Source organism: Streptomyces sp. NPDC090045 (genome assembly GCF_044747975.1).
Taxonomy (GTDB): domain Bacteria; phylum Actinomycetota; class Actinomycetes; order Streptomycetales; family Streptomycetaceae; genus Streptomyces.
This window is the reverse complement of the sequence record NZ_JBIVFA010000008.1, coordinates 255,054-281,372: the sequence shown is the minus strand read 5'-3', so window position 1 is coordinate 281,372 and position 26,319 is coordinate 255,054. Positions and strand designations below refer to the sequence as shown.

Sequence of the window (26,319 nt, the reverse complement as noted above, 5' to 3'; positions counted from 1 at the left end):
GTGTCGGCCGCCCTGGCCTCCGTCGGCCTATCAGGAACTGCTGGAGCAGCTCGAACTCGAACTGCTGGAACAGCTGGAACCCGAACTGCTCGAACAGCTGGAACCGGAGGAGCCGCCGCAGCTCGAACCGCTGCCGCCGCCACAGCCGGAACCGCTGCCTCCACAACTGCCGCCCGAGGCCCCGCAGCTCGACCCCCCGCCCCCGTCGCTCGCGGCGCACCAGACCACCGGGAGCAGCATGTCCGCGGAGCCGGACGACGACGAGTCGGTGTGGTGGGAGCGCGCGCCCGACTGCGCCGCGGCCAGCCGGGTGCCGCGGGCGGCGGGCACCAACTGCTGCCGCAGGTACGGGTCCCGCAGGCCGCGCAGCCCGAACAGGGCCGTCTGCACGTGCGGGGTCCGGTCGTTCACGTAGGCGGAACGCATCGCCCGCAGCGCCCGCAGCCCGGCGCCGGTCACCCGGCTCTTGGCCCGGACCGCGCCGATCACGCCCACGATGATGCCGATCACCAGCACGGGCAGCACCTTCACGGCGAACGGCACCTGGGCGCTGTCGAGGGCGAGCCCCACGACGGTCAGCACCAGCGACACCGGGATCATGAGTGTGCACACGACGGTCTGGGCCACCCCGCAGCGGCGCCGGGTCCGCCCGGATCCGGGCGGGGACACCATTGCGCGGGCGGCCAGGGCGTCCCCGATCTCCTGGACGGCCGGGTCGCACATGGCGGCGTAGCGCACCTGGTAGAGCCACCCGGAGGGAGCTCCGGCGTGGGCCTGGAGGACGGCCCGCTCGGCCGGGTCGGTGGCCCGGGCCCCGGGGCGCACCTGGACGATGCCGGGACCGCCGACCACCAGGCGGCCGTCGCCGAGCATCGCGACGAGCGCGGCGTCCACGACGGTGCCCGGCCCGCCCACCACGAAGGCGGCCTCGGACAGGTCGTGGAGACGGGCCGCGGATCCCGCCGGGGCGGGGCGGCCCCCGCGCCCACGGCGCAGGAGCAGGACGGAGGAGACGAGGACGGCGATCCAGACCGCCACGGCGAGGAGGTTCATGCCGCCCTCCCCGCGAGCGCCCGGGCCCAGCGGACCACCCGTCGGGGCGGCCGCACCCCGGCCCGTTCCCGCCACCAGGCGGTGAGCCGGCGCCGCGCGGCGGGATCGGCCGGCAGGTCCCGGATCAGCAGGTGCTCGGCGAAGTCCAGCGCGTCCCGCCGGTACCCGCCGGTCATCGGGCGGCCCTTGGCGTACGCGAGGAACGCCTCGCGGTACGGGTCGCGGCCGCCCAGGATCCCGGGCAGCTCCGGAGCCAGCCTGGCCACCACGTCGGCCCGCTTGGCGGCCAGCGCCCGGGCCTGCACCCGGATGCGCCCGCGGTCGAAGCCCTCGGGTACGGGAGTCCCGGCCACCAGCGCCGACAACAGCGCGGCCTGCCCAAGCGCGACCCGGGTCCGAGCGGCCTCGACACCGTCCCGCACCCCGCGCCCGTCGGCTCCTTCCCACGCCCTCTCCAGCCCACCGGCGGCTTCCGGCGTGCTCGCCTGCCCGGCGGCGGTCTGCGGCGCGTTGGCCTGCTCGGCGGCAGCCTTTGGCGTGTTGTCCGGCTGGGCGGTGGCCTCCGGCGTGCTCTCCGGCTCGGCGGTGGCCTTCGGCGCGCTCTCCGGCCCGTCGGCGGCTTCCGACGTGCTGCCCGGCTCGGCGGTGGCCTTCGGCGCGTTCCCCTGCCGCTCGGCGCCCTTCGGCGTGCCGCCCGGCCTGGCGGTGGCCTTCGGTGCGTTCCCCTGCCGATCGGCGGCCTTCGGCACGCTCTCCGGCCCACCGGCGGCTTCCGGCGCACTTCCCCGCCCCTGGGCGGTCTCCGGGTCGTTCTCCCTCCGGACCCGCGGCGCGGGGTCGGACGTCAGCACCGCCCGGATCGTGGCCAGTTCGCCGGCGAGCTCCGCCTCCGGCGGGAAGTCGTCGTCCCGCTCCAGCAGCACGCCCGGCGGGTCCACCCGGGAGCGGAGTGCGGCGAGCAGGTCGAGCACCACCGGCGGCACCGGGTGCGCGTGCGTGTCGTGCCAGACGCCGCCCCGCTCGACCCCGCCCGCCACGTGCACGTACCCCAGCGCCTCCAGCGGGATCGCGTCCAGGACGGCCGCCGGGTCCTCGCCCCGGTTGACCCGGTTGGTGTGCAGGTTGGCCACGTCGATGAGCAGCCGGACACCGGTCCGCTCGACCAGCTCCGTGAGGAACTGCCCCTCGGTCAGCTCCTCGCCCGGCCAAGAGAACAGCGCCGCGATGTTCTCCAGCGCCAGCGGTACGGGCAGCGCGTCCTGCGCGATCCGTACGTTCTCGCACAGCACGTCCAGCGCGTCCCGCGTGCGCGGCACCGGCAGCAGGTGCCCGGCCTCCAGCACGGGCGAGGACGTCCGTACGAAGGCGATGTGCTCGGTGACGAGCGGCGCCCCCAGCGCCACCGCCCGCTCGCCGAGCGCCGCCAGCTTCGCCGGGTCCGGCCGGTCGGCGCCGCCGAGGCCGAGCGAGACCCCGTGCGGCACGACGCGCGTGCCGCGCTCGCGCAGCCGCAGCAGTGCCTCGGGCAGGTGGCCCGGGCAGATGTTCTCGGCCACCACCTCGACCCAGTCGAGGCCGGGCAGCCGCTCGACGGCGTCCGCGATCTCCGGCCGCCAGCCGATGCCCACCCCCAGGTGTGCCATGGGCTTCATGTCCCCTCGCCCCCTCTCAACGCATCGTGTGCCGGTGTCATGGCCCCGACGGAGTCGAGCCAACCCGCAGCAGGGGACGTTCAGAGGAACATTTGAGGTTCCCGCGCACGCGGGGGTGTCCGAGCGGCTCGGTCAGAGCCGGGCGCGCAGCGCCGGGTGGTCGGCGACCACCGTCGCGCTGCCCGGCGCGATCTCGGTGAACCCGGCGTCGCGGACCACCGGCAGCCCGCTCCCGCTCAGCTCCGCCCACCGCTCGCGCGCGGCCGTCCGTACGGCCAGCCGGAAGCCGGATTCCCGCCAGGCGGTGCGCTCCGCGCCGGTCAGCTCCCACCACGCCAGCTGCGCCGCGTGCCCGGCCTGGGCCATCGCCTTGCCGGCCGACATGTCGAGGCCGGGGTTGAGCCACAGCACCGGCAGCTCCGGGTTTCCGACCGCGGCCACCGGCTCCGGGTCGTCCAGATCGGTTCCCGACACCTGGAGCTTCGCGAGCTCCTTGGGCCAGCCGTCCAGGGGCACCGGCGGGAAGACCCGTACCTCCGAGGTGTCACCGTGCACCGTGACACCCGGCAGGGTCTGCGCCTTGCGCCACTCCGCCCCGCGGGCCCGGCGGACCACCTTGCGGATCCGCGCGTCCTGCCAGTCGCGGACCGCCTCGGCCCACTCGCCCTCGCCCTGCGCCCGCTCGTCGGTGAGCAGGACCAACACCGCGCGGGCCGCCGTCTCCAGGGCGTCCGTCCGGGCCGGCGGCTCGGCCTTCTCGATCCGGACCACGAGCGGCAGGACGAACTGCGGGGCCTCGTCGCGCAGGGCGTGCTCCTGCCGGAAGGGGCTGTCCGCGCCGACCGCGGGCACGTCGGAGATGTCGTTCGTGTGCTGGCTGCTCATCCCGCCAAGGATGCCAGGCTCCACCTCAAGGAGGATGCCCCGGGTACTCACCGCGGGCGAGGATCGGCGGCATGAAGAGTGATCTTATTCCGGCACCCGCTGTGTCCCCCGCAGGTCGAGTCTCATAGCTCCCCGACGGCAGCGCCGCCGTGTCTCGTACCAGGTAGAGGTGGGTGTCGCATAAGGAAGCGATGGGGACCCTAGCGGAGTGGCCAGCATCACAGCTCGAAGCGTTTCGTTTGGATCATCATGCTGACCAGATGACGATGCCGGCGAAGTGGAGTCCCGCTAGGTAGATGGTGCGGAAGGTCAAGAGTCTCCGATGTCGCCTGGGTGCAGCCAGGGAGCACCGTTAGCTGGATTCTGGGCGCTATGAAAGCTCGCGAAACATTCCATCGATCTCAATGCGTTCGGAAACCGATACGGAGGCTCCTGGGAATCCGTAGCTCGTCCCAGAGGTAAGCCGACTGCGAGAATACTCGTCGTCTGCGTAACGTTGTTCAATCGAATCTCGGGCAGACTCGATCTCCGATCTCATGTCGTCGATTACGCCGACTCTGGTCGCCGCCGTTTCGACTTCGTCGACCCATTGGTGATCAGCATCACGATCTTGTTCGTTGCCGGACAGATTCTCCAGTTCCTGCCGCAATCCAGACCAGACGCTCTCGTAAAATTTTTCACTAGGGTCGAAATGCCGATTTAGAACTGGACCGTATGATTCAAAGAATTCTTCGAATGCGGTCACGTCGTCTATGCTGTAAAGCAATTCGCCCCAGCTCTCGAAGGCCCATCTCAGCTCGCCTCGAACGTGTTGCGGATCCTCTGTGTAACGCATCATCAATGCCGTATTGAAGAGTTTCCAATCGTCGGGATCCATGTATTTGGAGGCTGAGCCCTTAAGGAGTTCGGTTGTCACCGCAAGGATCTCATTGAACGATTTCCCCATCAGCCGATGCGCCGGCTGTAGCGAGTCGAGGAGGGGTTTGATCGTCCGCTGGTAGCTCCTAAGCAGTCCGCGCGAATCGGACTTGCTGGCTTCCTTTTCTTTGACAATCAGCTCCATCATCTTTCTGGCAATGGAGATTGAGTGGCGAGTCACGGTGCCGGCGCAGTGCTGGAATCGGAGCTTCCCGTCAGGCTCGGATACCGCGTACACCAGGAGCGTGCTCACTTGAGCAAGATGTACCGAGTCCCCGATGATGGCCATCAGGTAGTCTGGTTCTTCGTCAAGGAAAGCGAGAGTGAAGTCGCGTACGCTTGGATTTGCGTAGGCGATCATCGTGACCCCGTCATTCCTTTTCTCCACACGGACGAAGGTGCCTTCTAGTACTCGAAGTGCGCTCGTGTACTCCGTTGGCTTCGCCTCTTTCTGAACCAAAGCCCTGAGGTCGCTGGAGCTGGCGCCATTTACAGGGAATGACGCAAGTGTAAGCGTGATCCGTTGGCCAAGATCCGACAACCCGTTGTTGAAGACTATTCTCCAAAGATCCAGCGGATGGTCAAGCGTGTGGTTAAGGGTACGTGCGAGCTCATCCGCCGACGAGTGAGACCGCTTGATGACCAGTTCGAGGATCCGCGGGGAGAAGTTCTTGTGGTTAACAACTGTCCAGTAGGACGAATTTCCTACATACTCCCTGACAACTTCTCGCGAGAGGGTTGAAAAGTAGAGGTGGTTGTATAGCATGCGCGCTCGCTGGATAGCCCCGTAGTCAGCGATCTTTATTACGCACTCGACAACTCGAAAGTCGGCATGAGCGATTGGCTCGCTGATTAGTCGAGTCTGTTGAAGGATTTGTGATCTCGTTGTCATGACAAGCCGCTTGTCCGGGTTCCGCGCCACACGGTCCATTAGGCGTATTACCCAACTGTCCTTGGCTCGCCTTTCGCTGAGGTCTGTCTGCCCGAGGAAATCGTCAAACAGAAACACCTGTTTGCGGCCTGACTTGTATGCATCCCACGCGTCGTCAACGTCGGTTCCGACCGATACGATCTGCCATCCCTCGTGCCAGTACCTTAGAGCGAGCATTTCGGCGAGCATACTCTTGCCGACTCCGGGCGAACCCGTTAGAACGACGACGTGCTTCTCGTCGAGTAGTTCGTGTGCTGCCTTGAAGCTGCTGGTGGGAACGTACAGCTTGACTCGATCCCTGATGTCTTCGAGCAGCGCCTCGCTGCGCTCCCAGATGCCGCTCTGAACAATGCGTTCCAGAATGGTTGTCGAGGCGAGCCAAAGCTTGAAATGTTGTTGCTCCACTACCGGATGTCGCGCGATTAGGCCATTAATGTCGACTTGGGCCAGCAGGTCCGCGGTGTCAGAAATCCACGGCTTGAGGTCACCTGCGAGGGTGTCCTTCTGTGTCCTATTTAGATTTTGGGACGTGACGAAGAGATAGCGGTCGGGCTTCTCTTTGTCCATTTTTGGGGATTCCCGACGCGCCGACGAGCGGAGATCTGAGAACGATGAGCCGAGGTAGTGCTTGCACTGGACGACAAGCTTTCCCTCTGCTGTGCTTGCCCGCAAGTCAATGCCGCCATCGCGGCCACGCCCGAACGCCTCCAAGCGCCAGCGATACTCGGCTTCGAGGAGATCGCGAATCAATATCTCGAAGTCGTTGGGCGAGAGGGTGCGGAAGTCGTAGTCGGCCAAATCTGTACTCTCCAACAGAGTGAATGTGCCATCAGCTTGCACGCTGAGACGAAGGGCATCAACCGTGCCGACGCTATCGGTAGCAGGCACTGCCCTCTTGAAATGTTCGGGAGGGGCGTTGCCAGCGGAGTTTGCAACCTGGGATGCGAAAAGGAGTTCGGGGTCCCCCTTCCGCGAACGGCCGGTGCCCGGCGCCCCGGCTGGACTCAGGCGGTCCGCAGCATCGGGCGCCCGCGCTCGTACACCTCCCGGGCGTAGGGGTTGCCGAGGTGAGGCCGGAGGGAGGCAAGCATGATTCGTACGCGGTCGTCGCAGCGGCCTGACTGAACGTGCGGGTAGTCGTCCAGGACTCGGCCCCAGTCCACGCACGCCTCCTCCAGGCGACCCACGGAAAGCTTCCGCTCCGCGATCATGGAGTTGTACCGGACTCGGGTCCGGCGGTAGACCGGCTCCCGCAAGCGGTCGGCCAGCTCCATGGATGCGATCGAGCCGGCGACGTCGCCCAGCTCGTAGCGAACCTGGCCCGTGTGGTACGCCAGTGCGGAGGGGTCGTACGACCCGAACGCCTTCGCCCGGGACTCTGCCTTTTCCATGGCGGTCTCGGCCTCTTTGATCCGCAAGAGGGCGGTTGCACGGTCCCCGGTTTGGGCCGCCGCATGGGCCTGCTGACCCGTGAGGAAGGCCAGCATCCGAGGCCCGGCCTGCGGTGACGCCGAGGCTGCCGCGTCTGCCAGACGGATCGCCAGGGGGCCATGGCCGAGGTCGACCGCCTGGACGCTCATCCCCCGCAGGGTGGTGCAGTAGGTCAGGTGGTCCCCGGCGGTGCCGGCCAGTTCCAGCGCCTTGCCGTAGTAGCGCTGAGCCAGGCCGTCCTGGCGTTCGTCCATCGCCATGTAACCAGTGAGGTAGCAGTGATCAGCCGCCGCCGACCGCATCGCGTTCTTCACGTCGTCGGTCGCGGTGGCTTTCAGCGCAGGCACGATGGTGTTGACCAGGAACGCGGCAGCCATGGGACGGGCCATCCGGCCGCCGAATTTGTCATCAAGGTCGCTTATGTGTTCGATCATGGCTGCGATGGCATCTACCTCGGCTCGACCGATGCGGGTGTGCGGGTCTGCCTGGACGCGCTCGAGACGGTCGCGGACGTCCGGCCAGCCCGGGATGGCAGCGGCGGCCGAGAAGAAGCCGGCGCCGAGGACACTTCTGCGTGATGGGTCCATGTCTGCGCTCCCGAGGTCGACCAACCCCGCCACGGTATCCGGCGATTGGCGGGAAATCTCGGGCGCTTGACTGAACCCCGCTGCGTATGGCGTGACCGGGCGGCCCAGCCTGCGGGACAGGGCTTCCAGGACCAGCGGGCGAACTGCTGGCCGTGGCAGGCTTCCCGCGATCCACTTCGGGACCGCCGATTCGTCGTACTGGAACGGGATGCCGACCTCGGCACCCACCCGGGCAACGGCCCGGATGAGCTGGCCACGGGTCCAGCCGGTCTCTTCGAAAAGCGCTGCTAACGCGGTGTTCGGTGTCCCTGCTGCCATGGTCGTCTCCCGCATTTTCACGGCTTTCACGGTCCGGAGCCGTCACCACCATACGCACGCTGTGTGCACGGCAGTTGACTGTTCATCACCCGCCCGGGGCTGTGAGTGGTCCGCATCCGTGGCCTTGGGCGGGACCACGTCGAAGCATTCGAGGGGAGACGTCGTGTCCGACCAGGAGTTCCCGCCCCCTTCCGCAGATTCACCCGACCCCAGCGACGACCTGGCGGACCGGGCCGCGGTCGGCTTTGAGCGTTTCCTGGAGCGCCTGGAGGCGCCCGCCGAAGACGTCCAGCACGACCGACTCGCCGACGCACCGGACGTGCCGTGACGAGCCGCCGTCGAGGCCGGTCCCGGGACCGGGTCTGCACGGTCATGGCGGTGGTATGGGCCGTCAGCCACGTCGCCGCCGGCGTCCTGATGGCCCAGTCCGGCGAGTCCGCCACCGCGGCCTTCGCCCACGGGGACCAGCCCGTGGCCGCCCGCCCCGACCTCCCCAACGACGACGACCCCGACGGCCATTCGTGCCGGTGCGGAGACCGAGCCCCGCTGTAGACCCCCTCGGCCCTGCGGGGCGGCGCACAGCCCCGATCCACCCCACGCCGGGGCTGTGCCCCGGCCCGCAGGGCCAGCACACCAAACCCCGCCCCGACATCTCGGGGCCGACCGAAGGAGCACCACGTGAACGACACCCTGGAACTTCCGAAGGCCATCCCGTTCGGGGCCCGCGCCGAGCGTGAGCCCTACACCATCGACCTGGACGGCTCCACCTTCGCGTTCGACCGCGTCCGCCAGGTCAACGTCCTGACCGACGGGTCCGGCGATCTGCTGGCCCATCGGCCCATGGCCGCGTCCTGCACCAACACCAACTGGGACAGTACCAACGACGACACCACCGACCCGTACGTGATGCAGTGACCCAGCTTCTCAACAGAGGCGCGGTGTTGGTCGTCTCAAAGGAGATGGACCCGGCGGCCGACCTGGTGGTGGACGAACTGGTCAGCCGCCAGGTGCCGGTGATGCGCTTCGACATGGGCGACTTTCCGCAGCGGATGACGCTCACCGCGGAGCACACCACCGGCCCGTGGTCCGGCCTCCTGGCCGATGACCTGCGCTCTGTGCGGCTGGAGGGGGTGAGGGCCGTCTACTACCGGCGGCCCCGCCTCCCCTCCATCACCGACGTCATCACCGAACCCCATCACAGCTGGGCGGCGGAGCAGGCCCTGGCCGGCCTCCTGGGCACCCTGTACGCGCTCCCGGTGCTGTGGGTGAACCGGCCCGAGGTCGACAAGATCGCCTCCCACAAGCCGGTTCAGCTCCCGGTGGCCGTGGCGTGTGGGCTGGCCACCCCCCGGTCCATGATCACGAACGTTCCCGAGGATGCCCGCGCGTTCGCGGCGAGCATCGAAGGGCCGGTGATCTGCAAACCGCTGATGGGCGGCCCGCTCCACTACGGTGACGGCCGCCGCCAGGGCGTCCCCACCCATCTGATCGACCCGGCTGCTCTGGACGACTCTGTGGCCCTGACCGCTCACCTGTTCCAGGAGTGGATCCCGAAGGCGTATGAAGTCCGGTTGACCGTCGTGGGGCGGGAGTTGTTCGCGGCGGAGATCCACGCCGGGAGCGAAGCCTCCAGGGTGGACTGGCGCAGCGATTACGACGCCCTGTCGTACAAGCCGTGCACCGTGCCCGGCCCCGTCCGGGACGGAGTCCTGGCTTGGCTGGACCACTTCAGCCTGAACTACGGCGCGTTCGACTTCGCCGTAACCCCCGAAGGGGAATGGGTGATGTTCGAATGCAATCCGTCCGGCGAGTGGCATTTCATAGAGACCCGGACCGGACTGCCCATCTCCGCCGCCCTGGCCGAACTCCTCGCCGGAGGTACCCCATGACCGTGCTCGATCCTCCCTACGCGCGTCAGCTGCGGGTCCAGCTGGCCGACACCCTGGAGGCCAAGGGGGCCTTATCCGATCCCGTCCTACGCCGAGCCCTGGAGGCCGTCCCGCGACATCTCCTGGTGCCGGCGTTTTGGGCCGGCCCCGGCCAGTTGGTCGGGCCGGACGGCCCTGACTACCTGACCCGGGTCTACTCGGACGACGTCCTGGCCACCCAGTTCACGGACGGGGTGGTCACGTCGTCGTCCACCGCGCCTGGGCTCATGCTCCCTATGCTCCAAGCCCTGGGCGTTCGACCCCATCACCGGGTCCTAGAGGTGGCCACCGCCACCGGCTACAACGCCGCCATTCTGTGCGAGCTGGCCGGCGCCGATCACGTGACCACCATCGAAGTGGACCCTGGCCTGGCCGGGGATGCACGGCGGCGGCTGGCCGAGGCCGGATACCACCCCTTGGTCATTACAGGGGACGGCCGGGCTGGCTTCTGGGACCGGGCCCCGTACGACAGGCTGATTGCGACGTGCGGCTTCGCCACGGTGCCGTTCACGTGGGTGGAGCAGATGCGGCCCGGCGGTGTCATCGTCTGCCCTGTCGGGTCCGGGAACGCCCGCCTGGTCGTGGACGACACCGGCAAGCGGGCGGAGGGCCAGTTCCTGCCGGAACCGTCGTACTTCATGGCCGTACGGGAAGCCGATACCACCGGGGCGGCCGATTACCCGCACGCCGCCGAGGACAACCCGGTGACCCGTCCGACCAGCTTGGACCCAGCCGCCCTATTCGGGAGGGACGGGTTCCCGTTCCTGCTGTCCCTGACGCTCCCCGGCGTTGCCCTTTCCTCGGAGCTGGACGCCGCCGGTACCGTCACCGGGTGCCGGATCTGGACCGCCGACGGCTCCTGGGCCCGCGTCACCGCGGGCACCGCCCACCAGGCCGGTCCCCGCAACCTCTGGGACCTCACCGAGGGCGCCCACCAGGTGTGGGAGGAGCACAACGGCCCCGGCCACGACCGGTTCGGCCTCACCATCACCACCGACGGCCAGACTCTCTGGGTGGACACCCCCGAGGCCGTCATTCCATCCGCCATGTGACCGCTGGCCCTGAGAGAAGGAGACCCTGATGACCCCCACCCCGGCCCCGGCTGACTTTCCGCCCTGACCTTCCGCCGCAGCGTCGGGCCCGCCTGTGGACGTCGGTCCAGCGCGGCCGCGCCCACGCGGCCCGCACCGCGGTGAAGTACCCGCAGGCTGGCGCCCGCGTCCGGGAGATCCTCGCCCAGGGGAACAGCGGCGCCTGACTGCCCGGGTACGCGAAGGGCCCCCACCCCGACACGGGTGGGGGCCTTCTGCGTGACCTTGGAGGGTCGTATGCCTCTCCAGTTACGCGTGCCCGGTTTGGGAGCCATGCGACAGTACGCGGACGTTCTGGGCCCCGTTCAGGGCTCTCCTCAGCCTCTCAATCTCGGCGTGCTGGGCGGCCAGCTGCGACACCGCCCGCGTACGGAACTCGGTCAATTCGTTGATCGTCTCGTTCCGCGCGGCCAGCCGCTCCCGGAGACTGGCGTTCTCCGCCTTCAACCGCTCCAACTGGGCGTCCCGCGGGTCGATGACGTCCCCGGCATCCACCAGGGCCTGGCGGCGCCGCTCGAACTCCTCGGCCAGGTGCTGGTACGGGCCGGGCCGTTCGTTTCCGGCCCGGTCCTTCTTCGGGTAGAACCCGGTGCGGGTCACGCCGGCCTCGGCGGCCAGGGTCCGCAGGTCGCATCGGCCACCGGGTGGAAGTTCCCCGCGCAACAGCCGGTCCATGACCGCGCGAATCGCTCTCTCGTTGTGCTGCTTCGCCTCGTCGCTGATGCGTGCCATCACTGCCCCCTGTCCGGGCCGGTACCGGCTGCGGCGTCGATCTCATCCAAGACCCGCACGGTGCGGGCCAGGTCGGCGCGTACGCGCTCGCGGGCGGCCGTGTGGCCGCGTGGGATGGTGCCCAGGAAGGTCTTCGCCCGCTCCGCGTTCTCCGCCCACACCGGCCGGTGGCACGGGTGGTGGGTGGCCTGCGGGCACCGGGCCGAGTCGCACATGCCGGCCATCGGCTGGGAGTCGGCGGTTACTGGGGCCCCCGCGATTTTCAGGCACAGGGCCTTCGCGGGGTCCTTGAACCAGCAGTAGTTCGCGGCGCCGACGTGGAGGTACTGGGCCTGGTCCCGCAGGAGGTTGACCAGTTGGCGGTCCGACCCCATCACCTTGGGCTCCCCGGCCTGGTGGCCGCCCAGGGCGTTGTCCACCTGCCGGAAGGAGGCGATCACGTCTCGGGCCCCGGGTCCGGACGGCATGTTGCCAGCCTGGAACTCCCGGAACGCGGCGGCGGTCAGCTCCAGGTGGTGGTTCGCCTCCTCCTCGCCCACTTCTGCCAGGAAATACCCCTGGGCGCCGCCGGGCCGGTGCGCGTAACCCTCGGTGGTGGCGACGTGTACGTGTTTTAGGTGGATCTTCGCGGCGATCAAGCCGCCGGGCCTGTAAGCCAGAGCGAAGGCCAGGGTCCGGCGTAGCTTCCGCGCGTTCACGGGGCCGTCTGGGATCTGTGCTAGGCCGAGGCGGATCCCTTCGGGCCCGTTCACCCAGTCGCGGAAACGGGTGTAGACGTCGGCTGTGGCGAGTGTCTTCATTCCGAACACGGCGCCGTGCAGTGCACCGCTACGCCGGGCGATCCGCGCGGCCAGGCCGACGGCCCTCCAGGCTTCTTCGACCACGACCCACTCCTCCGGTACACCGCCCAGCTCTTGACTCTTGATCAGTTGCGACGCCAGCCGGTAGCGCATGGCTCCGCTGTAGGCGGAGGTGGGTGGGAGACAGGAATCCTCGGTCAGCTCGGCCAGCTCACTGGCGCGCATCCCGCTGACTGCGGCCGTAACCACCATGCACGCCCCTTGCACGATGCTGGCCAGCCGGTGGAGTGCCCAGTGGTCGAGCGGGAGCGTCCACGGAACCAGTCCGGTGTCGTCAGCGCGCTGGATTGCGGCAGCGTCACGGCCGTTGACGGCAACGACACCGACTTTGGCTACGGCGTCTTCCATGAGGGGTCGGAGAATCTCCAGGTTGTGCGGGTGCATAGATCTGTTACCTGCGCCGTCCCGGAGCAACTGGTCCGTGTGGACTTCGAGTAGAGGATCCGAAGACGACCACCCGCCTGACATCACGCGCTGTGTGATGTCCCGGTCTGCCAGCCGGGGCAGCGGTACGCCGTCGCGTACGCACGCCCGGATGTGGGCCTGGAACCGTCGCTTCTGGCGGTCGGTCAAGGCCTGCTTGTACGGGATGCCGGAGATGGGGACGGCGCGGGCCTGTTCGCGTTCGATCTCTTCTGCCACATGCGGGCCGAGGGTTTCGACCATCCACAGGGCGGCCGCCATCATCGGCTGGAACACGTGGTCGGGAACCGGGCCCACTAGGTTCCCGTCCCTTGGCTGACATCCAGCGATTTCGGATGTTGCCCGGCCGCCCCAGGGCAGGAAGCCGGGCGCGTATGCGTCCTGGGTGTACAGCTCTCCGTACAGCGCCAGGTTCTGGACGGGTGTGATCCGGCCTACCAGGGTTGTGGGCTTTACCGTTCCGTCGCCCCTGAGTCGGCGCGATGCCAGGGCCAGGTATCGATCACAGTGGTCCTGGTCCACGGTGGCCAGGGTGGTGACGCCTTCGGTTGTCAGCCAGTTCAGCCAGTTGGCCAGGTGCCGGATCATGTCGTACATGGACCCGACCGACTTCGGCGTACGGAAGGCGTGCGGCAGTAGCGCCACCCGTTCGTCGTGCGGGGCGAGGAGGGCCGTGATCATCTCTTTCGCGACCAGCCTCCACGTTGGGTTCACGATGCGGGCGAAGTCCCACCGCAGGTGATAGGACCCCATGGACTTCGGGGCCAGGGCCAGCCCCGTCAAGTCCCACAGGTCGTCATCGAACCGGGGCCCGTGAGCCCCGGGGGACAGTTCCAGCCTTGCAACCTGGCAGACGTCCAGGCCCGCGAATGGGGACTGGCGGCTGGAGGCCGCCCGAGCGCTGGGCGTCGTCATACGGTTGTCTCCTCGGGTCGTACGGGAATCTCGACGTCGGTGTCGGCTACGCCGGCCGCCGCGGCCTCCAGCGCGGCGGCCGGGAACGCGGGCAGGATTTCCCGGTCCAGGCGGTCGGCGTACGGGCCGAACACGGCGATGAACTCGGAAATGGTCAGCTGCCGTTGCTGGCGTGCGAAGTACGCGCGGAGCCGCAGGAGGTTTGTTGCGTGCCGGGGCAGGAACACGGCCAGCGGGCACAGTAGACACACCCATGGCCGTGCCGGGCAGGGCTTCCCGGCGGGCCCCCCTTGGATTCCGGACAGAGGGTCGCGGCACGACGCGGTGAACACATCACGTTCGCCGCCCAGTAGCTCGGCCAGGGCACCGTCGGTGACGCCGAGGCGGCCCGCCGCCGCGGGGAGGTCGGCCGCGGCGCGGGCGGCGGCTTCCTGGGAGAGAACAACGGGCGGGAGGGCCCGGCGGAGGATGTCTGCCTGGCTCTCTTCGATGATCGTTTCGACCGCGTCCCGCTGGGCGGGGGTCTGCGCGGTCAGGTAGCGGTCTCCCTCCACGGCTGTGCTGTGGTTCGGGTCGATCGCCGTGTTTCCCATCCAGCCCTTGCGGCTGAGAGTGTTCAGGTAGGTAGTGCGAATCCGTCCTGAGTGGAGCCGCAACGGGGCTCCGGCGTCATCGACCAGCGCCATGCGGTCCGTCAGCCCGGTGCTGCTGGCGCGCATGTTGGTCTTGGAGCTGTTGGGACCGCTGATGACGTAGCCGTATCCGTTCGATTCACCTTTCACGCTGGGAACGCGGGATCGGAGCCATAGTTCGTCGCGGGTGTCGGGCTTTGCGTGCCGGCGCAGGAGTGACGAGTGGTTCAGCCATCGTTCGATCAGCCGGACCGGGCGGCCGGTGAGCGTGACCGACTCCGGACCGCTCCGGCCCTTGATGTAGCCGAGTAGGACGGCGGAGTCTCCGGACCAGGTCACGTCACCGATACCGAGACCTGCGACTCCGTCGGGGACGACTCCGCTGTATACGCCGAGGAGAAGGCGGTATGCGGTAGCTGTGGCCGCCGATGGGTAGAGCGCTTCACGGATCGCTGTCAGCTCCGTCTTCTCCACCCAGTAGTGGGTGGACCCGACGTGGGAGGCGAAGGCCAGCGTGGACATGGGTCCGTGCTGTACGAGTGTCCAGGCGATGTTTGTTCGGGTGAGTCCTCCCACGCGGGGATCCTCGCCTTCGGCGGCGTCGGCCACGGCACGGCGGTGGTCGTCCCAGGTCTCTCGGACGGCCTGACGAAGAGCGTCGGTGATCCGCTGCCACTCGCCCTCGGTATACGGCTGGTGCGGCCTTGACCGCGGTCGCGCCTTCAGGGGACGCCCGTCCAGGTAGGGGACGACGTCCGGGGCCAGAGATCCGCTGGCCTGGTGGGCGGCTCGCAGCACGGTGCGGGACAGGTCCGCCCGGGCCGCGCTGATCTCCAGCCAGTACCGCAGCAGGAGCGGACGCGTCAGGTCCGCCAGGCCGCCTGTGAAGCCCTGGAAGGCCAGCCAGCGGACCAGAACCCGCAGGGCTGACGCGTAGTGGACCGCCGTTCCACGGGTGCCGATCACCCCGTGGGGGTGGACCAGCTCCGGAAACCCGGCCGCCAGCTCGGCGGCTAGCCGGTGGTTCGCGGTCGCGTCGAACAGGGCCGTGTACCGGGACCCGTCCGGGAATACGAATTCGACCCGTAGCGGGTCGTGGCGGACGTGAGCTGGCATCAGATGTCCTCTCCGAACTCGGCGGCGGCCTCTGCCTCGGCGTCGTCATCGTCGTGGCGGGCGCTGGTGTAGGCGTCGCGGTAGATCCGCTGGACGTCCAGGCGTCGGAGGTAGATTTCCGTGGTCGTGACGGAGGAGTGTCCGAGGAGATCCCGAAGGATCATCAGCGGGTCCGTCTTGGTCAGGTAGAGGGCCAGGCCACCGTCCCCGCCGGTGTCGGTGATCAGCGCGGCGGCCCGCTGGTAGTAGCCCTTGACCAGGGCCTCCAGGGTGTCCATGGCGAAGGTGTGCCGGAGCACGTGCGGAGACATCTTGGGTGGGAAGCGGGGTTCGTACCGTTCCCGGATGCGCTGAGAGGTGCGCCGGAAGACCGTGCCCCAGTCCTCGAAGGGCTGGCCGGTGGACTGCACGGCGACCATTGGGGACGTGCCGTCGGGGTTAACCAGCCGGAGGCGTTCGGCCGGGGATAGGTGGCGCCACGGGGTGCGGTGGCCGTTGATGTGGGCGCCTTCGTGGTCGGGTGCTTCGATGATCAGCGGCGGCCCGAGGCGGGCCGGGGGCCGGTAGGGGCCGCGGGTTACGGCGGCGTCCCGGTCTAGTTCTACGTACTGGTGGACGTCGGCCAGGGCCCTGTGGCTGGTCCAGGTGGCGCGGGCCTTCTGTCCTTTGGTCGTGGATTCGGCAAGTGGGAACCAGACCGGGACTGGTGTCCGCCGTGCTGGCAGCGCGGGGAGTTCGTAGGTCAGCAGGTAGGTGAACTCCTGGGCGCGGAGTCCGGTTGCGGTGACCAGGCCGCCCATGGCGCCGTTGCGGGCCAGCTCCCGGCCGCGGAAGGAGTCGTCCGGGGCGCCGTCGGGGTCCAGCCCGGCCAGGGCCCGGAGGAAGGTGTCCCGGAATTCCGGCTCCAGGTACTTCATTTTCACGTGGGGCTTCGCGCGGCGGACGGTGGCGGTGTTGCGGCGTACCTCCATCGCGCCGGCCTCCCTGCTGTAGCGGGTGCCCATGGCGTACGTGAACGGGACCTTCGTGCAGTGGCCGTTGTCGACGGCCCAGGAGTAGAAGCGGGACATCACGTTGACGCGGTGGTTCCAGGTGGCGCCGTCCCATCGGGCTTCGACGGGTCCGGCCAGCCGGTACTCCGCGAAGGCGCCCAGTGCGGCCCGCAGGTCTTCGCGCTCTGCGAAGGGGTGCATGGAGCGGGAGGCCAGGAACGCCAGCCATGACCGCATGGCCTGCGCGTATGCGCGCCAGGACTTCGCGGCCGGCACCCCGCTGATGGGGAGTTCGCGGAGCCAGGCGTTCACCGCGACGGTGGGGCGGGGGCCGTGTTCGTCCTCGAACCGAAGGTCGTCATCAATCAGGACCGGCATGTCCTGGCGGATCAGGGGCTTCCGGTCCAGGTCCCAGGACTCCCACCCGTCCGGGGTGAAGTAGGTGAGCAGCATGTCCACACCATAGGCATTGAGACGCGCTCAAGTAGGGTGGATAGAAAGGTAGTTGCACTCCTCCCCAGCCGTCTAAAGAGACAGGACTAAAGCGCAGTGATAAGTGATCTTTTCGCGTCCGAGAACCTGGCCCAGGCCGCCGTCACCCCTGGCATGAGCCTGCAGAACGCCAAGTCCGTCAAGTACAACGTCAACGGTGAAATGCTGGCCCGTCAGGGCTCGATGGTCGCCTACCGCGGCAACCTCCAGTTCGAGCGCAAGGGCCAGGGCATAGGTGGCATGCTCAAGCGCGCCGTGACGGGCGAGGGCCTGGCGCTCATGTCCGTACGGGGCCAGGGCGAGGCCTGGTTCGCCCACCAGGCGGCCAACTGCTTCATCATCGACTTCGAGCCGGGCGACGCCCTCACCGTCAACGGCCGCAACGTGCTCTGCTTCGACCCCACCCTGTCCTACGAGATCAAGATGGTGAAGGGCGCCGGCATGACCGGCGGCGGACTCTTCAACAGCGTCTTCACCGGCACCGGCAAGCTCGCCGTGATGTGCGACGGCAACCCGATCATCATCCCGGTCACCGCCCAGGCCCCGGTCTACGTCGACACGGACGCGGTGGTCGGCTGGAGCGCCCAGCTGGAGACCGGCCTGCACCGCTCCCAGTCGGTCGGCTCGATGATCCGCGGCGGCTCCGGCGAGGCCGTCCAGCTGAAGCTGAGCGGCGAGGGCTTCGTCATCGTCCGCCCGAGCGAGGTCACCGAGACGGTGGCGCACTGAACCTCACCGGCGTGGGCCGCCGTTACGGGCCGCGCCGGCCCTGGGTGCTGCGCGGGGTCTCGCTGGAGCTGCCGCCCGGCACGCTGGTCCGGATCGAAGGCGGCAACGGCGGCGGCAAGTCCACCCTGCTGCGGCTCGTCGCCGGGATCGAGACCCCGACCGAGGGGCGCGTCGACGGCCGCCCGCGCCGCACCGCCTACGTGCCCGAGCGCTTCCCGGCGGCGCTGCCGCTCACGGCCGCGTCGTACCTGACCCATCTGGGCCGGGTGCACGGGCTCGGGCGGGCCGGGGCGGCCCGGCGGGCGGCGCACTGGCTGGAGCGGTTCGGGGCCGCCGGGTACGCCCGCACCCCGATGGCCGAGCTGTCCAAGGGGACCAGCCAGAAGGTGGCCGTCGCCCAGGCCCTGATCGCCGAACCGGAGTTGCTCGTCCTCGACGAGGCCTGGACCGGGCTGGACACCGCGGCCCGCGCCGAGCTGGACCTCGCCGTCGCCGAACGCACCGCCGCCGGAGCCGCCGTGGTGTTCGTCGACCACGATCCCCGGCGGCTCGCGGGCGCACCCGACGCGCACTACCGGGTCGAGGGGGCCGCGCTGGTTCCCGTTCCCGTGTGCGTCCCCGTTCCCGGGTCCGGGACGGCGGGGTCCCGCGTACGGATCCGCGCCGCCGGACCGCCCGGCGGCCCGCTGCCGCCGGGTCTCGACGGGCGCCCCGGCCCCGACGGCGCCGTGGTGCTGACCGTGGACCCCGCCCGCTCCGACGACGTCCTGCGCGTCCTGCTCACCGCCCGGCCGCCCTGGCACGTCCGCGCCGTGGAGGAACTGCCGTGACCGCACTGCTCCGCTACCAGTGCGCCCTGCTGCTGCGCTCCCAGCGGTGGCTCGCGCCCTTCGCCCTGTACGCCGCCTTCGTGGCCGTCGGGATCCGGCCGGGCGACCCGGTGCCGGACTCCCTCGGCTACGCGGCCGCCGGCCTGGTCCCGCTGACGGCCTGGCTGGTCCGGATCTGCGTCACCGGCGAGCCCGCCGCAGCCCGCGAGGTCGCGGCCGCCGCGGCCGGTCCGGTACGGGTGCACGCGGCGGCCCTGCTCACCGCCCTCGCCGGGGCGCTGCTCACCGGCGCGGCGGGCGCGGCCGTGGCGCTGCTGCTCGGCGACCCGGGCGGGCTCGACCCCGCCCGGACCGCCCTCGCGGGCGGCTTGGCGGTGGCGGTGTGCGCGCTGACCGGCGCCGCCGTGGGAGCGCTGTGCAACAGGCCGCTGGTACGGCGCCGCGGCTACGGGGTCCTGGCCGCGGCCCTCGGCTCCCTGCTGGCCCTGGTCCTCGCGCCCTCCCCGGCCCACGGCGCGGTGTCCGCCCTGGCCACGGGGGCGCGCTCGGGCGCCGTACCGCTGCCGTTCACAGCCCTAGCGGGGGCACTGTTCCTGGCGACCACGGCGGGCGCGGCGGCCTGCCGCGCCGCCGCGCGGAGCGCCTAGAACGGGCCCTCCTGGTGCCTTCCCGCCGGGCAGATGGGCGCCCGGTCGCCGCCATTCGAGGCCTCTCTCCGTTTCAAAGGGTGACGATCCATGACTTTCAGTGACCTTCCCGGTGGGTGCGGGGATGCCCGTTCCCGTAGAACGGCCACTCCGCGTGCAGCGGAGGGCCTCCCTCCAGGAAAGGAAGCACATGAAGAAGCTGGCTTGGGCCGCGCGGGGCATGTCGGTCGTATCGGGAGCGGTACTGCTCGGGGCGCTCATGGTCCCGTCCGCGATCGCCGACGACGGCCCGGGGAACACTGCGGATCCCAGCAGTTCCATGGCGGACGGCAAGAAGTGCGGCGCCCGCGACGTCAGCTCCGCCGCTGCGGACTACGAGAACTTCCCGGAGGGCGTGATCTTCCGTGTCGCGAGCGACGCGAAGGGACACTCGTTCCTCAACGACAGCCGGAGCCCGGGCGTGTGGATCAACCTCGGTGCTCTTGCCTACGCGCCGAAGTGCGTCATCGGCACCGCGGCCTCGGTCGTCGAGAACAGCCCGGGTGCCCTCTACATCACGCTGCTGACCCAGGACGGGGCACAGCACCAGGCCGTATGTACCCTCGACACCTCGACGCCTTTCTCGCCGTCGAACATCGTGGGAGCGTGCGGCGACGGGTTCTCGCTCCTCCCGAACACCCCCGTCATGAGGTAGGGCAGAACTCTCCGAGGGGTGTCCTGCCGACAGGCGGCAGGGCACCCCTCAGTCCATGTCGGCGGGTGACGAACCGCCCGGGACGAGCAGGTGGGGCTCGCCCGTGCCGTCCGCCCGGGCCGACCAGATGTCGCTCGCGCGGCCGTCCTGTCCCGGCAGGGCGTAGGCGAGGGTGGAGTCGTCCAGCCAGGCGGCCTGGTCGTCGACGCTGCGGGGTTCGGCCGCCGGGTGCTCGCCCATCGTCGCGAGGTCGAGTACGTACAGCCGCCAGGGCGACCGGGGGTCGTCGGAGACCTTCTTCTTGAAGGCGACGCGGGTGCCGTCCGGTGACAGCGACGGGCATTCGGCGTTGTCGCGCAGTGCCTTCGCCGACCAGGCGTGCAGGTCGCCCTCGACGAGGTGGGTGGCGCCCCGGGTGGAGACGGTGGCGTAGAAGCGGTTGTCGTCGGCGGCGAAGGTGACGCCCCAGTAGTTGACGTCGGAGTCGTGGTGGCGGGCCCCGCCGAGGGTCAGCGGGATCTGCTCGATGGACTTGATCAGATAGCCGGTGCGCAGGTCCAGGATCGCCGTCCGGGTGGAGAACGCGGTGGTGGCGTAGGAGTCGCCGGTCGTGAAGGTGGTCCAGGACAGGAGCTGCCCCGAGGCGGAGACGCGGGCCCGGTTGGGGATGCCGGGCACGGTCACCCGGCGGATCTCGCGCAGCCGCCGGTCGAGTACGAGGGCGTCGGTGCGGGCCGGGATGCCGGGCAGCTTGCGCAGGCACAGGGCGTGCTCACCGGCGGCGTGGAAGCGGTCGCAGGACGGTCCGCCCGTCACCCGCGGCAGGCCCGGGCCGCCCTGGCGCGCCACCCGTCCGCCGGCCGAGTCCCGGAAGTAGAGGCCGGGTTCCGCGAGGGTGAAGGAGGCGTCGGCCTGCTGCCCGGGCGGCCGTTCCCGGTGCCGCGCGTGCAGGACGTAGCCCAGCGAGCCTCCCGCCAGCAACAGCACCGCGGCGATGACGAAGGCCAGGCGCAGCCCTCGGGACGGTGGGTTCACGATGCCTCCGGGGCGGTCGGGGGAGCGGCGGGCAGGATGCGCGAGGCGGCCGTGAGCGCCCCCGCCAGCGCGAGGGCAGCCGCCCACAGGGCGGGCTGCGGTCCCCAGAAGGTCCATGCGGCTCCGAATCCCGCGGCGCCCAGCAGCCGGGCCAGGGCCTGGCCGGTCTGCAGCAGCGCGAGTCCGCCCGCCCGGCCCTGCGCGGGCAGTGCCGGCGCGGCCAGTGCCATGAGGACGCCGTCCGTGCCGGCGTAGAAGATCCCCAGCAGGGTCAGGACGGCGACGGCGGTCGGCCAGGAGACGGGCGCCAGCAGCACGGCGTACGCGCAGAGCAGGGCGCCGTGCCCGAGCAGGAAGGCCGGCCGCCGTCCGGTCCGGTCGGCGAACCGGCCCGCAGGGACGGCGAGCAGGAGGTAGCCGGCGGCGGCGCCGAGCGGCAGCAGCGCGAACAGGGCGGGCGGCAGGTCGAGACCGCGCAGGAGCAGCAGGTAGAGGAAGGCGTCGCCGATGGTGGTGGCGCCGAGCAGGGCCGTGGCGTACAGGACGCGGCGGAAGGCGGGGTCGCGCAGGGCGGAGCGCTGCGGCGGGCGGGCGGCGCGCGGGGGAGGGACGGCCGGTCCGGGCCCGGCCGGGACGTACACGACGAGCAGGAGCACACCGAGCAGGCCGGTGCAGAAGCTGACGGCGAACACCGCGTCGTAGGCGTCGGCGGTGGCCCACAGCACGGCGAACGCGGCGAGCGGACCGAGGAGGGCGCCGGTGGTGTCCATGGCGCGGTGCACGCCGAAGGACCGGCCGAGTTCCTCCGGCGGTCCGCTGAGCGAGATCAGCGCGTCGCGCGGGGCGGTGCGGATGCCCTTGCCGAGGCGGTCGGCGGCGAGCGCGGCGGCGATCCCGCCCGTGGCGCCCCCGGCGAGGAGCAGCCCGAGCCGGGACAGCGCGGAGAGCAGGTAGCCGGTCCCGGCGACGCGCTTGTGCCGGCCGCCGCGGTCGGCGAGACGCCCGCCGAGCAGCCGTACGAGTGCGGTCGCGCCGTTGAACATGCCGTCGAGAAAGCCGAACTGGAGGGGGGACAGGCCGAGCCCGAGGACCAGGTAGAGCGGCAGCACCGCCGTGACCATCTCCGAGGAGATGTCGGTGACCAGGCTGACGGCGCCGAGCGCGAGGACGGCGGCGGGGACGCGCCGCCGGGCCCCGGGGGTGCGGGGCGGCGCGTCCGGGCGGCCGTTGGCGGCCAGGTACATCAGTGGCAGCTGTACTTCGGGCTCGTGTCCTTGACCTTGCCGTCGGTGGCGACGTACGTCCAGCTGTAGCCGGAGTCGGTGAAGTCCAGCTTCACCACGCCGTAGGGGCCGCTGACGCGCTTCTGGCTGTTGGGCTGGACCTCTTCGATCGGGTAGGGCTCGGCGCCGCCCATCCCGCCGACGATCTCCACGATCCCGTCGGCGGTGGCCCTGCCGTCGGGGTCCTGCGGGGCGAACCGCTCGTAGTGGTGGTCGTGGCCGCCCAGGACGAGGTCCGCCTTCGCGGCGTAGAGGATCTTCCAGACCGGCTTGGAGACCGGGTCGTTGCCGTGCCCGCCGGAGGAGAACAGCGGGTGGTGCCAGTAGGCGGCGACGCACCGCTTGGTGTTGGCGGCGAGATCGGCCTTGAGCCAGTCGGTCTGGGCGGCCTGGTCGAAGGAGTTGGAGTCGAGGGCGATGAAGTGCCAGTTGCCCTCGTCGTAGCTGTACCAGCTCTTGCCCTGCGGGAAGGCGATGCTCCCGAAGTAGGCCTTGTACCCGGCGAGGGAGCCGGCCGGGTCGTAGGTCTCGTGGTTGCCCGGCACGGGGCGGGTCTTGGCCTTGAAGGCGCCCCAGCTCTTGTCGTAGTAGGCGCGGAAGTCGGAGAGCCGGGCGTCGTCGTACTGGTTGTCGCCCATCGTCAGATAGAACTTCGGGTCGATCTGCCGGGCGAGCGCGGCGGTCCTGGGGTGTGCGCAGCCGCTGTCGGAGGAGGTGCACTGCGCGGCGATGTCACCGGCCGCGACCACGGTGAAGGCGCCGCCGGGCGGCGGCCCGCCGTCGAGGGTGCCGTACACCTCGGCCTCGAACAGTGAGTAGCCGTACGTGGTGCCGCGCGCGGTTCCGTGGACGCGCAGGTACCGGCCCTTGCCGGACAGGCCGGTCCAGTCGTCGACGCCGCCGTCGCCCGCGGCCTCGGTGGCGAGCGCGGTCCAGGAGGAGCCGTCGGCGGACACCTCGACGCGGTACGCCTTCGCGTAGGCGGCCTCCCAGCGCAGCCGTACCCGCGAGACGGTGGCGGAGGCGCCGAGGTCGACCCGGATCCACTGCGGGTCCTTGCCTTCGGCGCTGGCCCAGCGGGTGGCCGGGTCGCCGTCGAAGGCGTTCTTCGCGCCGAGCGACGAGGTTTCGGCGGAGGACGCGGTGGCGGGCTTCCCGCGGGATATGAGGGGGTCGGCGGCGGCCCCGGCCCGTTCGGGCCAGGCGAGCAGGAGCCCGCCGAGGAGGACGAGGACGGCGGTTCCCGCGAGGAGGAGGGCGCCGGGCCTGCTGCGGAACGAGCGGGATGTGGGGGATGGAGCGGAAGCGTTCAGGTGCATACCTGGACTCCCTGGCCTGGGGGGCGGCGAGAGCTGGACTCTGGCGCGGAGCAGCGCGCCCCGGCCCGCGGGCGGGCAGGGGGCGGTGCACGGCGGCCGGGTCAGAGCTCTCGCTGAGCGCGTCATGCCCATGGGGACGGGCACCGCGCCAAGCCGCCGCCCGGGAGACTAACAGGAAGGAAAGTTTCCTACCAGTACTCCCGGTAGGCTCGTCCGCATGGATCAGCCGGCCGAGAACCCGTCGTACTGCCCCGCTCCCGCCGCCCCGGCCGGGCGGGTGGACGGGCCGCCGTACGCGGACTGCCTGGAGTGCGGCAAGCCCACCGAGTACGGGGTCGCGACGCCGGGCGTGGTGCTCTGCCCGGTGTGCGAATGGCAGGACGCGCAGCGCACCGCCTGTTCCGGCTGAAGGGCCCCGCCACCTCCCGGCGGCCCGTCACCTCCCGGCCGCCGGTCACTTCCCGATGAGCTCGGAGACCTTCACGAAGCGGTAGCCGCGCTTGCGCAGCTCCGGGACGATCTTCCGGACGGCCTCCTCGGTGACCGGGGCGGCGCTGCGCGTGCAGTGCATGACCACCACCGAGCCGGGCTTCACCCCGGCGAGGACCTGCTGGGCCACCGCGTCGGGGTCCTTCGCGAAGGCGTCCCCGCTGACCACGTCCCACTGGACGGCCGTGACCTTGGCCGTGGACAGGGCCCGCAGCGCCTGGTCGTCGTAGCAGCCGCCGGGGAAGCGGAAGTACGGCACGGTGTTGACGGCCCCCGCCTGCCGGAAGGCGGCGAAGGCGCGGTCCACGTCGGCGCGGGCGGCGGCGCCGTCGAGCGCCGGCAGCCCGTAGCAGGGGGACTTGAAGGCGTGGTGGCTGTACGAGTGGTTCGCGATCTCGAAGTTCGGGTCGGTGCCGATGGACTTCGTCTGGTCCGGGTACTCCTCGGCCCAGCGGCCCGTCATGAAGACGGTCGAGGGCACCTTGAGCGTGCGCAGGGTGGAGATCAGCTGCGGGTTGTCGAAGTGTTCCCCGTCCGCGGCGCGCGGCCCCTGGTCGGAGGTCATGTCGGCGTCGAAGGTCAGCGCCACGGTCTTGTCCGTCTGCTGCTTCGCTCGCTCGAAGACCGGGGTCAGGCCGTTCGGGCCGGGGGCCAGGGTCGGGGCCTTGGCGGGCGCGCCTGCCTGCGGGGAGGCGGGTGCGCCGTTCTGCGGGGACGCGGCGGGCGCACCGGAGGCCGTGGCGGCGGGGGTGCCCAGGCGGGCTTCGCGGCCGGCGTCCGACGAGGCGCCGCCCCCGCATCCCGCGAGGGCGGCACCCAGCACCGCCGTGACGGCCGTGGCAGCTACTTTTCGTGCGGAAAGGGTCACGCACGCAAACTATATGACTATCCGACAAAGAGGCTTCGCGACAGGCGGTGCGGTCCGCACGCGGTCATGTGGTCATGCAGTCATGTGGTCATGCAGTCATACGAGCCCGGGATCAGCGCCAGGGGCCCGTCACCGCGAAGGTGGTGCCCGGGGCGTAGGCGTTGACGTACATCGTGCGCCCGTCGGGAGAGAAGGCGACCCCGGCGAACTCCCCCCACTCCGGGGCCCCCGGCCGGCCGATGTCCTCGGCGTTGCGTGCCACCGGATAGACCTCGCCGCCCTCCGTCACGCCGAAGACGTACTGGGCCCCGCCGCCGTCCTCGCACACCATCAGGCCGCCGTCCGGGGCCAGGCAGATGTTGTCGGGGGAGTCCCCGGGCAGCGCGACGTCGGCGGCCGGGCCGAAGAGCACGTCCAGCCGCAGCCGGGCCCGGCGCGGATCGTAGAACCACACCTGTCCGTGGTGGTCGGCGGACGCGCCCTCGCCCGTGCGGGCGAAGCTGGAGACGAAGTGGACGCCCGAGCCGCCCCAGTAGCAGCCCTCCAGCTTCTGCGCGTGGGTGATCCCGCCCGGCCCGAAGTCCTGGAGCCGGATCGGGGTCCCGGCCGCGGAGGGGTCCGGTACGGGCACCCACTCCGCCGGGAACTCCGCCCCGGGCTCGTCCACCGCGGCGAGGTCCGCGATCCCCGGCACGCGCAGGGCCTCCAGGGCGCCCCCCGCCCGCAGCGAGCCGAGCCCCCCGAGCGGCCGGGCCGGCAGGAAGCGGTAGAACAGCCCGAAGGGCTCGATGAAGGCGTCCTCCGTCTCGTAGACGACCCCGCGGTACGGGTCCACGGCGACGGCCTCGTGCGCGAAGCGGCCCATCGCGGTGAGCGGGACCGCCCCCGAGCGGTGCGGGTCGGCGGGGTCCACCTCGAACACGTAGCCGTGGTCCTGGGCGTAGCCGGAGGTGCCCGCGCGGTCCTCGGTCTCCTCGCAGCTCAGCCAGGTGTTCCAGGGGGTGCGGCCGCCCGCGCAGTTGACGGCGGTGCCGGCGAGGGCGACCCGCTCGCCGGTGACCCTCCCGTCCGCGTCGAGTTCCAGGACCGTGCAGCCGCCCAGGGCCCCGGGGTCGTACGTCAGTCCCGGCACGGCTGGGACGCGCAGGGCCGCGGTGGTGCGGTTCTCGTGGTTGCGGACCAGCCGCACCCGGCCGCCGCCGGCGTCGAAGGCGGCCATGCCGTCGCAGTTCGCCGGGACGGTGCCCTCGCCGGAGCGCAGCGGACCGCCCGCGCGCGAGAGCACCCGGTAGCCGAACCCCGCGGGCAGGTCGAGCAGTCCGCGCGGGTCGGGGAGCAGCGGCCCGTACCCCCGCCCGGCGCCGGCGGCCCGGGCCGGGGCGGGGGTGCCGCCGGCGAACAGCGCGCCGAGCGTCCCGCTGAAGGCGATCGCGCCGGCGGCGAGCAGGCTGCGTCGGGTGACGGACATC

Annotated in this window: 24 protein-coding genes; 10 read left to right on the top strand and 14 right to left on the bottom strand. The window is 70.5% G+C overall.

The window, feature by feature from the left end; all coding sequences use genetic code 11:
- Positions 1 to 30 precede the first annotated feature (30 nt).
- The 5 genes from ACIPYQ_RS22780 to ACIPYQ_RS22760 form a co-directional block, all read right to left on the bottom strand.
- Positions 31 to 1,053, bottom strand: coding sequence for a TIGR04222 domain-containing membrane protein (locus ACIPYQ_RS22780; RefSeq protein WP_401253999.1), 1,023 nt, complete (start codon positions 1,051 to 1,053; stop codon positions 31 to 33).
- Positions 1,050 to 2,696 carry a DUF692 family multinuclear iron-containing protein gene (locus tag ACIPYQ_RS22775; RefSeq protein ID WP_401254270.1) on the bottom strand — a complete coding sequence of 549 codons (1,647 nt, stop codon included), beginning with the start codon at positions 2,694 to 2,696 and terminating at the stop codon, positions 1,050 to 1,052. Before ACIPYQ_RS22775 ends, ACIPYQ_RS22780 begins: the two co-directional genes overlap by 4 nt.
- A 141-nt stretch (positions 2,697 to 2,837) precedes the next feature.
- Positions 2,838 to 3,590, bottom strand: coding sequence for an aminoacyl-tRNA hydrolase (locus ACIPYQ_RS22770; protein WP_401253996.1), 753 nt, complete (start codon positions 3,588 to 3,590; stop codon positions 2,838 to 2,840).
- Between the two features lie 370 nt (positions 3,591 to 3,960).
- Positions 3,961 to 6,237 (bottom strand): restriction endonuclease, encoded by a 2,277-nt coding sequence (locus ACIPYQ_RS22765; RefSeq protein WP_401253993.1) that lies wholly within the window; start codon positions 6,235 to 6,237, stop codon positions 3,961 to 3,963.
- Positions 6,238 to 6,443: 206 nt separating this feature from the next.
- Entirely contained in the window at positions 6,444 to 7,775 is a 1,332-nt protein-coding gene (locus ACIPYQ_RS22760; RefSeq protein WP_401253989.1) for a tetratricopeptide repeat protein, read from the bottom strand.
- Between the two features lie 163 nt (positions 7,776 to 7,938).
- Between ACIPYQ_RS22760 and ACIPYQ_RS22755 the strand changes: the two genes are divergently transcribed.
- The 5 genes from ACIPYQ_RS22755 (at position 7,939) to ACIPYQ_RS22735 (ending at position 10,755) form a co-directional block, all read left to right on the top strand.
- Positions 7,939 to 8,103, top strand: a complete 165-nt coding sequence (locus tag ACIPYQ_RS22755) for a hypothetical protein (RefSeq protein WP_401253986.1) — start codon at positions 7,939 to 7,941, stop codon at positions 8,101 to 8,103.
- 44 nt (positions 8,104 to 8,147) lie between these two features.
- Positions 8,148 to 8,327: a hypothetical protein gene (locus ACIPYQ_RS22750; RefSeq protein WP_401253983.1), complete on the top strand. Its 180-nt coding sequence runs from the start codon at positions 8,148 to 8,150 to the stop codon at positions 8,325 to 8,327.
- A gap of 126 nt (positions 8,328 to 8,453) precedes the next feature.
- Positions 8,454 to 8,690, top strand: coding sequence for a hypothetical protein (locus ACIPYQ_RS22745; RefSeq protein ID WP_401253981.1), 237 nt, complete (start codon positions 8,454 to 8,456; stop codon positions 8,688 to 8,690).
- Positions 8,691 to 8,713: 23 nt separating this feature from the next.
- A complete protein-coding gene (tgmB, locus tag ACIPYQ_RS22740; RefSeq protein WP_401253978.1) occupies positions 8,714 to 9,664 on the top strand; it encodes an ATP-grasp ribosomal peptide maturase in 951 nt (316 codons plus the stop codon).
- Positions 9,661 to 10,755 (top strand): protein-L-isoaspartate(D-aspartate) O-methyltransferase, encoded by a 1,095-nt coding sequence (locus ACIPYQ_RS22735; RefSeq protein WP_401253975.1) that lies wholly within the window; start codon positions 9,661 to 9,663, stop codon positions 10,753 to 10,755. The genes tgmB and ACIPYQ_RS22735 overlap by 4 nt, the downstream gene beginning before the upstream one ends.
- 288 nt (positions 10,756 to 11,043) lie before the next feature.
- Here the strand turns inward: ACIPYQ_RS22735 and ACIPYQ_RS22730 are convergent, their stop codons facing one another.
- Genes ACIPYQ_RS22730 through ACIPYQ_RS22715 form a run of 4 tightly spaced genes read right to left on the bottom strand, consistent with a single transcriptional unit; the run spans position 11,044 to position 16,917 of the window.
- On the bottom strand, positions 11,044 to 11,526 hold the full coding sequence (locus ACIPYQ_RS22730; protein WP_401253972.1) for a hypothetical protein: 483 nt from the start codon (positions 11,524 to 11,526) through the stop codon (positions 11,044 to 11,046).
- The gene (locus ACIPYQ_RS22725) at positions 11,526 to 13,724 is read right to left on the bottom strand and encodes a hypothetical protein (protein WP_401253970.1); all 2,199 of its coding nucleotides are present in this window, start codon (positions 13,722 to 13,724) and stop codon (positions 11,526 to 11,528) included. The genes ACIPYQ_RS22730 and ACIPYQ_RS22725 overlap by 1 nt, the downstream gene beginning before the upstream one ends.
- Positions 13,721 to 15,472, bottom strand: a complete 1,752-nt coding sequence (locus ACIPYQ_RS22720; protein ID WP_401253967.1) for a hypothetical protein — start codon at positions 15,470 to 15,472, stop codon at positions 13,721 to 13,723. The genes ACIPYQ_RS22725 and ACIPYQ_RS22720 overlap by 4 nt, the downstream gene beginning before the upstream one ends.
- Complete coding sequence (locus tag ACIPYQ_RS22715; RefSeq protein WP_401253964.1) at positions 15,472 to 16,917, bottom strand: site-specific integrase; 1,446 nt, start codon at positions 16,915 to 16,917, stop codon at positions 15,472 to 15,474. Before ACIPYQ_RS22715 ends, ACIPYQ_RS22720 begins: the two co-directional genes overlap by 1 nt.
- 96 nt (positions 16,918 to 17,013) lie before the next feature.
- On the opposite strand from ACIPYQ_RS22715, the gene ACIPYQ_RS22710 reads away from it, so the two are divergent.
- The 4 genes from ACIPYQ_RS22710 (at position 17,014) to ACIPYQ_RS22695 (ending at position 19,856) form a co-directional block, all read left to right on the top strand.
- Positions 17,014 to 17,685 (top strand): AIM24 family protein, encoded by a 672-nt coding sequence (locus ACIPYQ_RS22710; protein WP_401253961.1) that lies wholly within the window; start codon positions 17,014 to 17,016, stop codon positions 17,683 to 17,685.
- Positions 17,682 to 18,515 carry an ATP-binding cassette domain-containing protein gene (locus ACIPYQ_RS22705; protein WP_401254267.1) on the top strand — a complete coding sequence of 278 codons (834 nt, stop codon included), beginning with the start codon at positions 17,682 to 17,684 and terminating at the stop codon, positions 18,513 to 18,515. Before ACIPYQ_RS22710 ends, ACIPYQ_RS22705 begins: the two co-directional genes overlap by 4 nt.
- Complete coding sequence (locus ACIPYQ_RS22700; RefSeq protein ID WP_401253958.1) at positions 18,512 to 19,162, top strand: ABC transporter; 651 nt, start codon at positions 18,512 to 18,514, stop codon at positions 19,160 to 19,162. Before ACIPYQ_RS22705 ends, ACIPYQ_RS22700 begins: the two co-directional genes overlap by 4 nt.
- Before the next feature lie 190 nt (positions 19,163 to 19,352).
- Complete coding sequence (locus tag ACIPYQ_RS22695; RefSeq protein WP_401253955.1) at positions 19,353 to 19,856, top strand: hypothetical protein; 504 nt, start codon at positions 19,353 to 19,355, stop codon at positions 19,854 to 19,856.
- 48 nt (positions 19,857 to 19,904) lie between these two features.
- Here ACIPYQ_RS22695 and ACIPYQ_RS22690 read toward each other — a convergent pair whose 3' ends face one another.
- The 3 genes from ACIPYQ_RS22690 to ACIPYQ_RS22680 are packed head-to-tail and all read right to left on the bottom strand — an operon-like array spanning position 19,905 to position 23,493.
- The gene (locus ACIPYQ_RS22690; RefSeq protein WP_401254264.1) at positions 19,905 to 20,894 is read right to left on the bottom strand and encodes a TolB family protein; all 990 of its coding nucleotides are present in this window, start codon (positions 20,892 to 20,894) and stop codon (positions 19,905 to 19,907) included.
- Positions 20,888 to 22,135 carry an MFS transporter gene (locus ACIPYQ_RS22685; protein ID WP_401253952.1) on the bottom strand — a complete coding sequence of 416 codons (1,248 nt, stop codon included), beginning with the start codon at positions 22,133 to 22,135 and terminating at the stop codon, positions 20,888 to 20,890. Before ACIPYQ_RS22685 ends, ACIPYQ_RS22690 begins: the two co-directional genes overlap by 7 nt.
- Positions 22,135 to 23,493, bottom strand: a complete 1,359-nt coding sequence (locus tag ACIPYQ_RS22680) for a discoidin domain-containing protein (RefSeq protein WP_401253950.1) — start codon at positions 23,491 to 23,493, stop codon at positions 22,135 to 22,137. Before ACIPYQ_RS22680 ends, ACIPYQ_RS22685 begins: the two co-directional genes overlap by 1 nt.
- A 217-nt stretch (positions 23,494 to 23,710) precedes the next feature.
- Between ACIPYQ_RS22680 and ACIPYQ_RS22675 the strand changes: the two genes are divergently transcribed.
- The gene (locus tag ACIPYQ_RS22675; RefSeq protein ID WP_361754115.1) at positions 23,711 to 23,902 is read left to right on the top strand and encodes a hypothetical protein; all 192 of its coding nucleotides are present in this window, start codon (positions 23,711 to 23,713) and stop codon (positions 23,900 to 23,902) included.
- A 45-nt stretch (positions 23,903 to 23,947) separates the two neighbouring features.
- Here ACIPYQ_RS22675 and ACIPYQ_RS22670 read toward each other — a convergent pair whose 3' ends face one another.
- Entirely contained in the window at positions 23,948 to 24,850 is a 903-nt protein-coding gene (locus tag ACIPYQ_RS22670) for a polysaccharide deacetylase family protein (protein ID WP_401253947.1), read from the bottom strand.
- A 112-nt stretch (positions 24,851 to 24,962) separates the two neighbouring features.
- Complete coding sequence (locus tag ACIPYQ_RS22665) at positions 24,963 to 26,318, bottom strand: alkaline phosphatase PhoX (protein WP_401253944.1); 1,356 nt, start codon at positions 26,316 to 26,318, stop codon at positions 24,963 to 24,965.
- Position 26,319 lies beyond the last annotated feature (1 nt).

Bases quoted from the DNA above. Each gene is read 5' to 3' on its own strand.
- ACIPYQ_RS22780 (WP_401253999.1), bottom strand. From the start codon at position 1,053: ATGAACCTCCTCGCCGTGGCGGTCTGGATCGCCGTCCTCGTCTCCTCC.
- ACIPYQ_RS22775 (WP_401254270.1), bottom strand. From the start codon at position 2,696: ATGGCACACCTGGGGGTGGGCATCGGCTGGCGGCCGGAGATCGCGGAC.
- ACIPYQ_RS22770 (WP_401253996.1), bottom strand. From the start codon at position 3,590: ATGAGCAGCCAGCACACGAACGACATCTCCGACGTGCCCGCGGTCGGC.
- ACIPYQ_RS22760 (WP_401253989.1), bottom strand. From the start codon at position 7,775: ATGGCAGCAGGGACACCGAACACCGCGTTAGCAGCGCTTTTCGAAGAG.
- ACIPYQ_RS22750 (WP_401253983.1), top strand. From the start codon at position 8,148: ATGGCGGTGGTATGGGCCGTCAGCCACGTCGCCGCCGGCGTCCTGATG.
- ACIPYQ_RS22735 (WP_401253975.1), top strand. From the start codon at position 9,661: ATGACCGTGCTCGATCCTCCCTACGCGCGTCAGCTGCGGGTCCAGCTG.
- ACIPYQ_RS22730 (WP_401253972.1), bottom strand. From the start codon at position 11,526: ATGGCACGCATCAGCGACGAGGCGAAGCAGCACAACGAGAGAGCGATT.
- ACIPYQ_RS22725 (WP_401253970.1), bottom strand. From the start codon at position 13,724: ATGACGACGCCCAGCGCTCGGGCGGCCTCCAGCCGCCAGTCCCCATTC.
- ACIPYQ_RS22720 (WP_401253967.1), bottom strand. From the start codon at position 15,472: ATGCCAGCTCACGTCCGCCACGACCCGCTACGGGTCGAATTCGTATTC.
- ACIPYQ_RS22715 (WP_401253964.1), bottom strand. From the start codon at position 16,917: ATGCTGCTCACCTACTTCACCCCGGACGGGTGGGAGTCCTGGGACCTG.
- ACIPYQ_RS22695 (WP_401253955.1), top strand. From the start codon at position 19,353: ATGAAGAAGCTGGCTTGGGCCGCGCGGGGCATGTCGGTCGTATCGGGA.
- ACIPYQ_RS22685 (WP_401253952.1), bottom strand. From the start codon at position 22,135: ATGTACCTGGCCGCCAACGGCCGCCCGGACGCGCCGCCCCGCACCCCC.
- ACIPYQ_RS22680 (WP_401253950.1), bottom strand. From the start codon at position 23,493: ATGCACCTGAACGCTTCCGCTCCATCCCCCACATCCCGCTCGTTCCGC.
- ACIPYQ_RS22675 (WP_361754115.1), top strand. From the start codon at position 23,711: ATGGATCAGCCGGCCGAGAACCCGTCGTACTGCCCCGCTCCCGCCGCC.
- ACIPYQ_RS22665 (WP_401253944.1), bottom strand. From the start codon at position 26,318: ATGTCCGTCACCCGACGCAGCCTGCTCGCCGCCGGCGCGATCGCCTTC.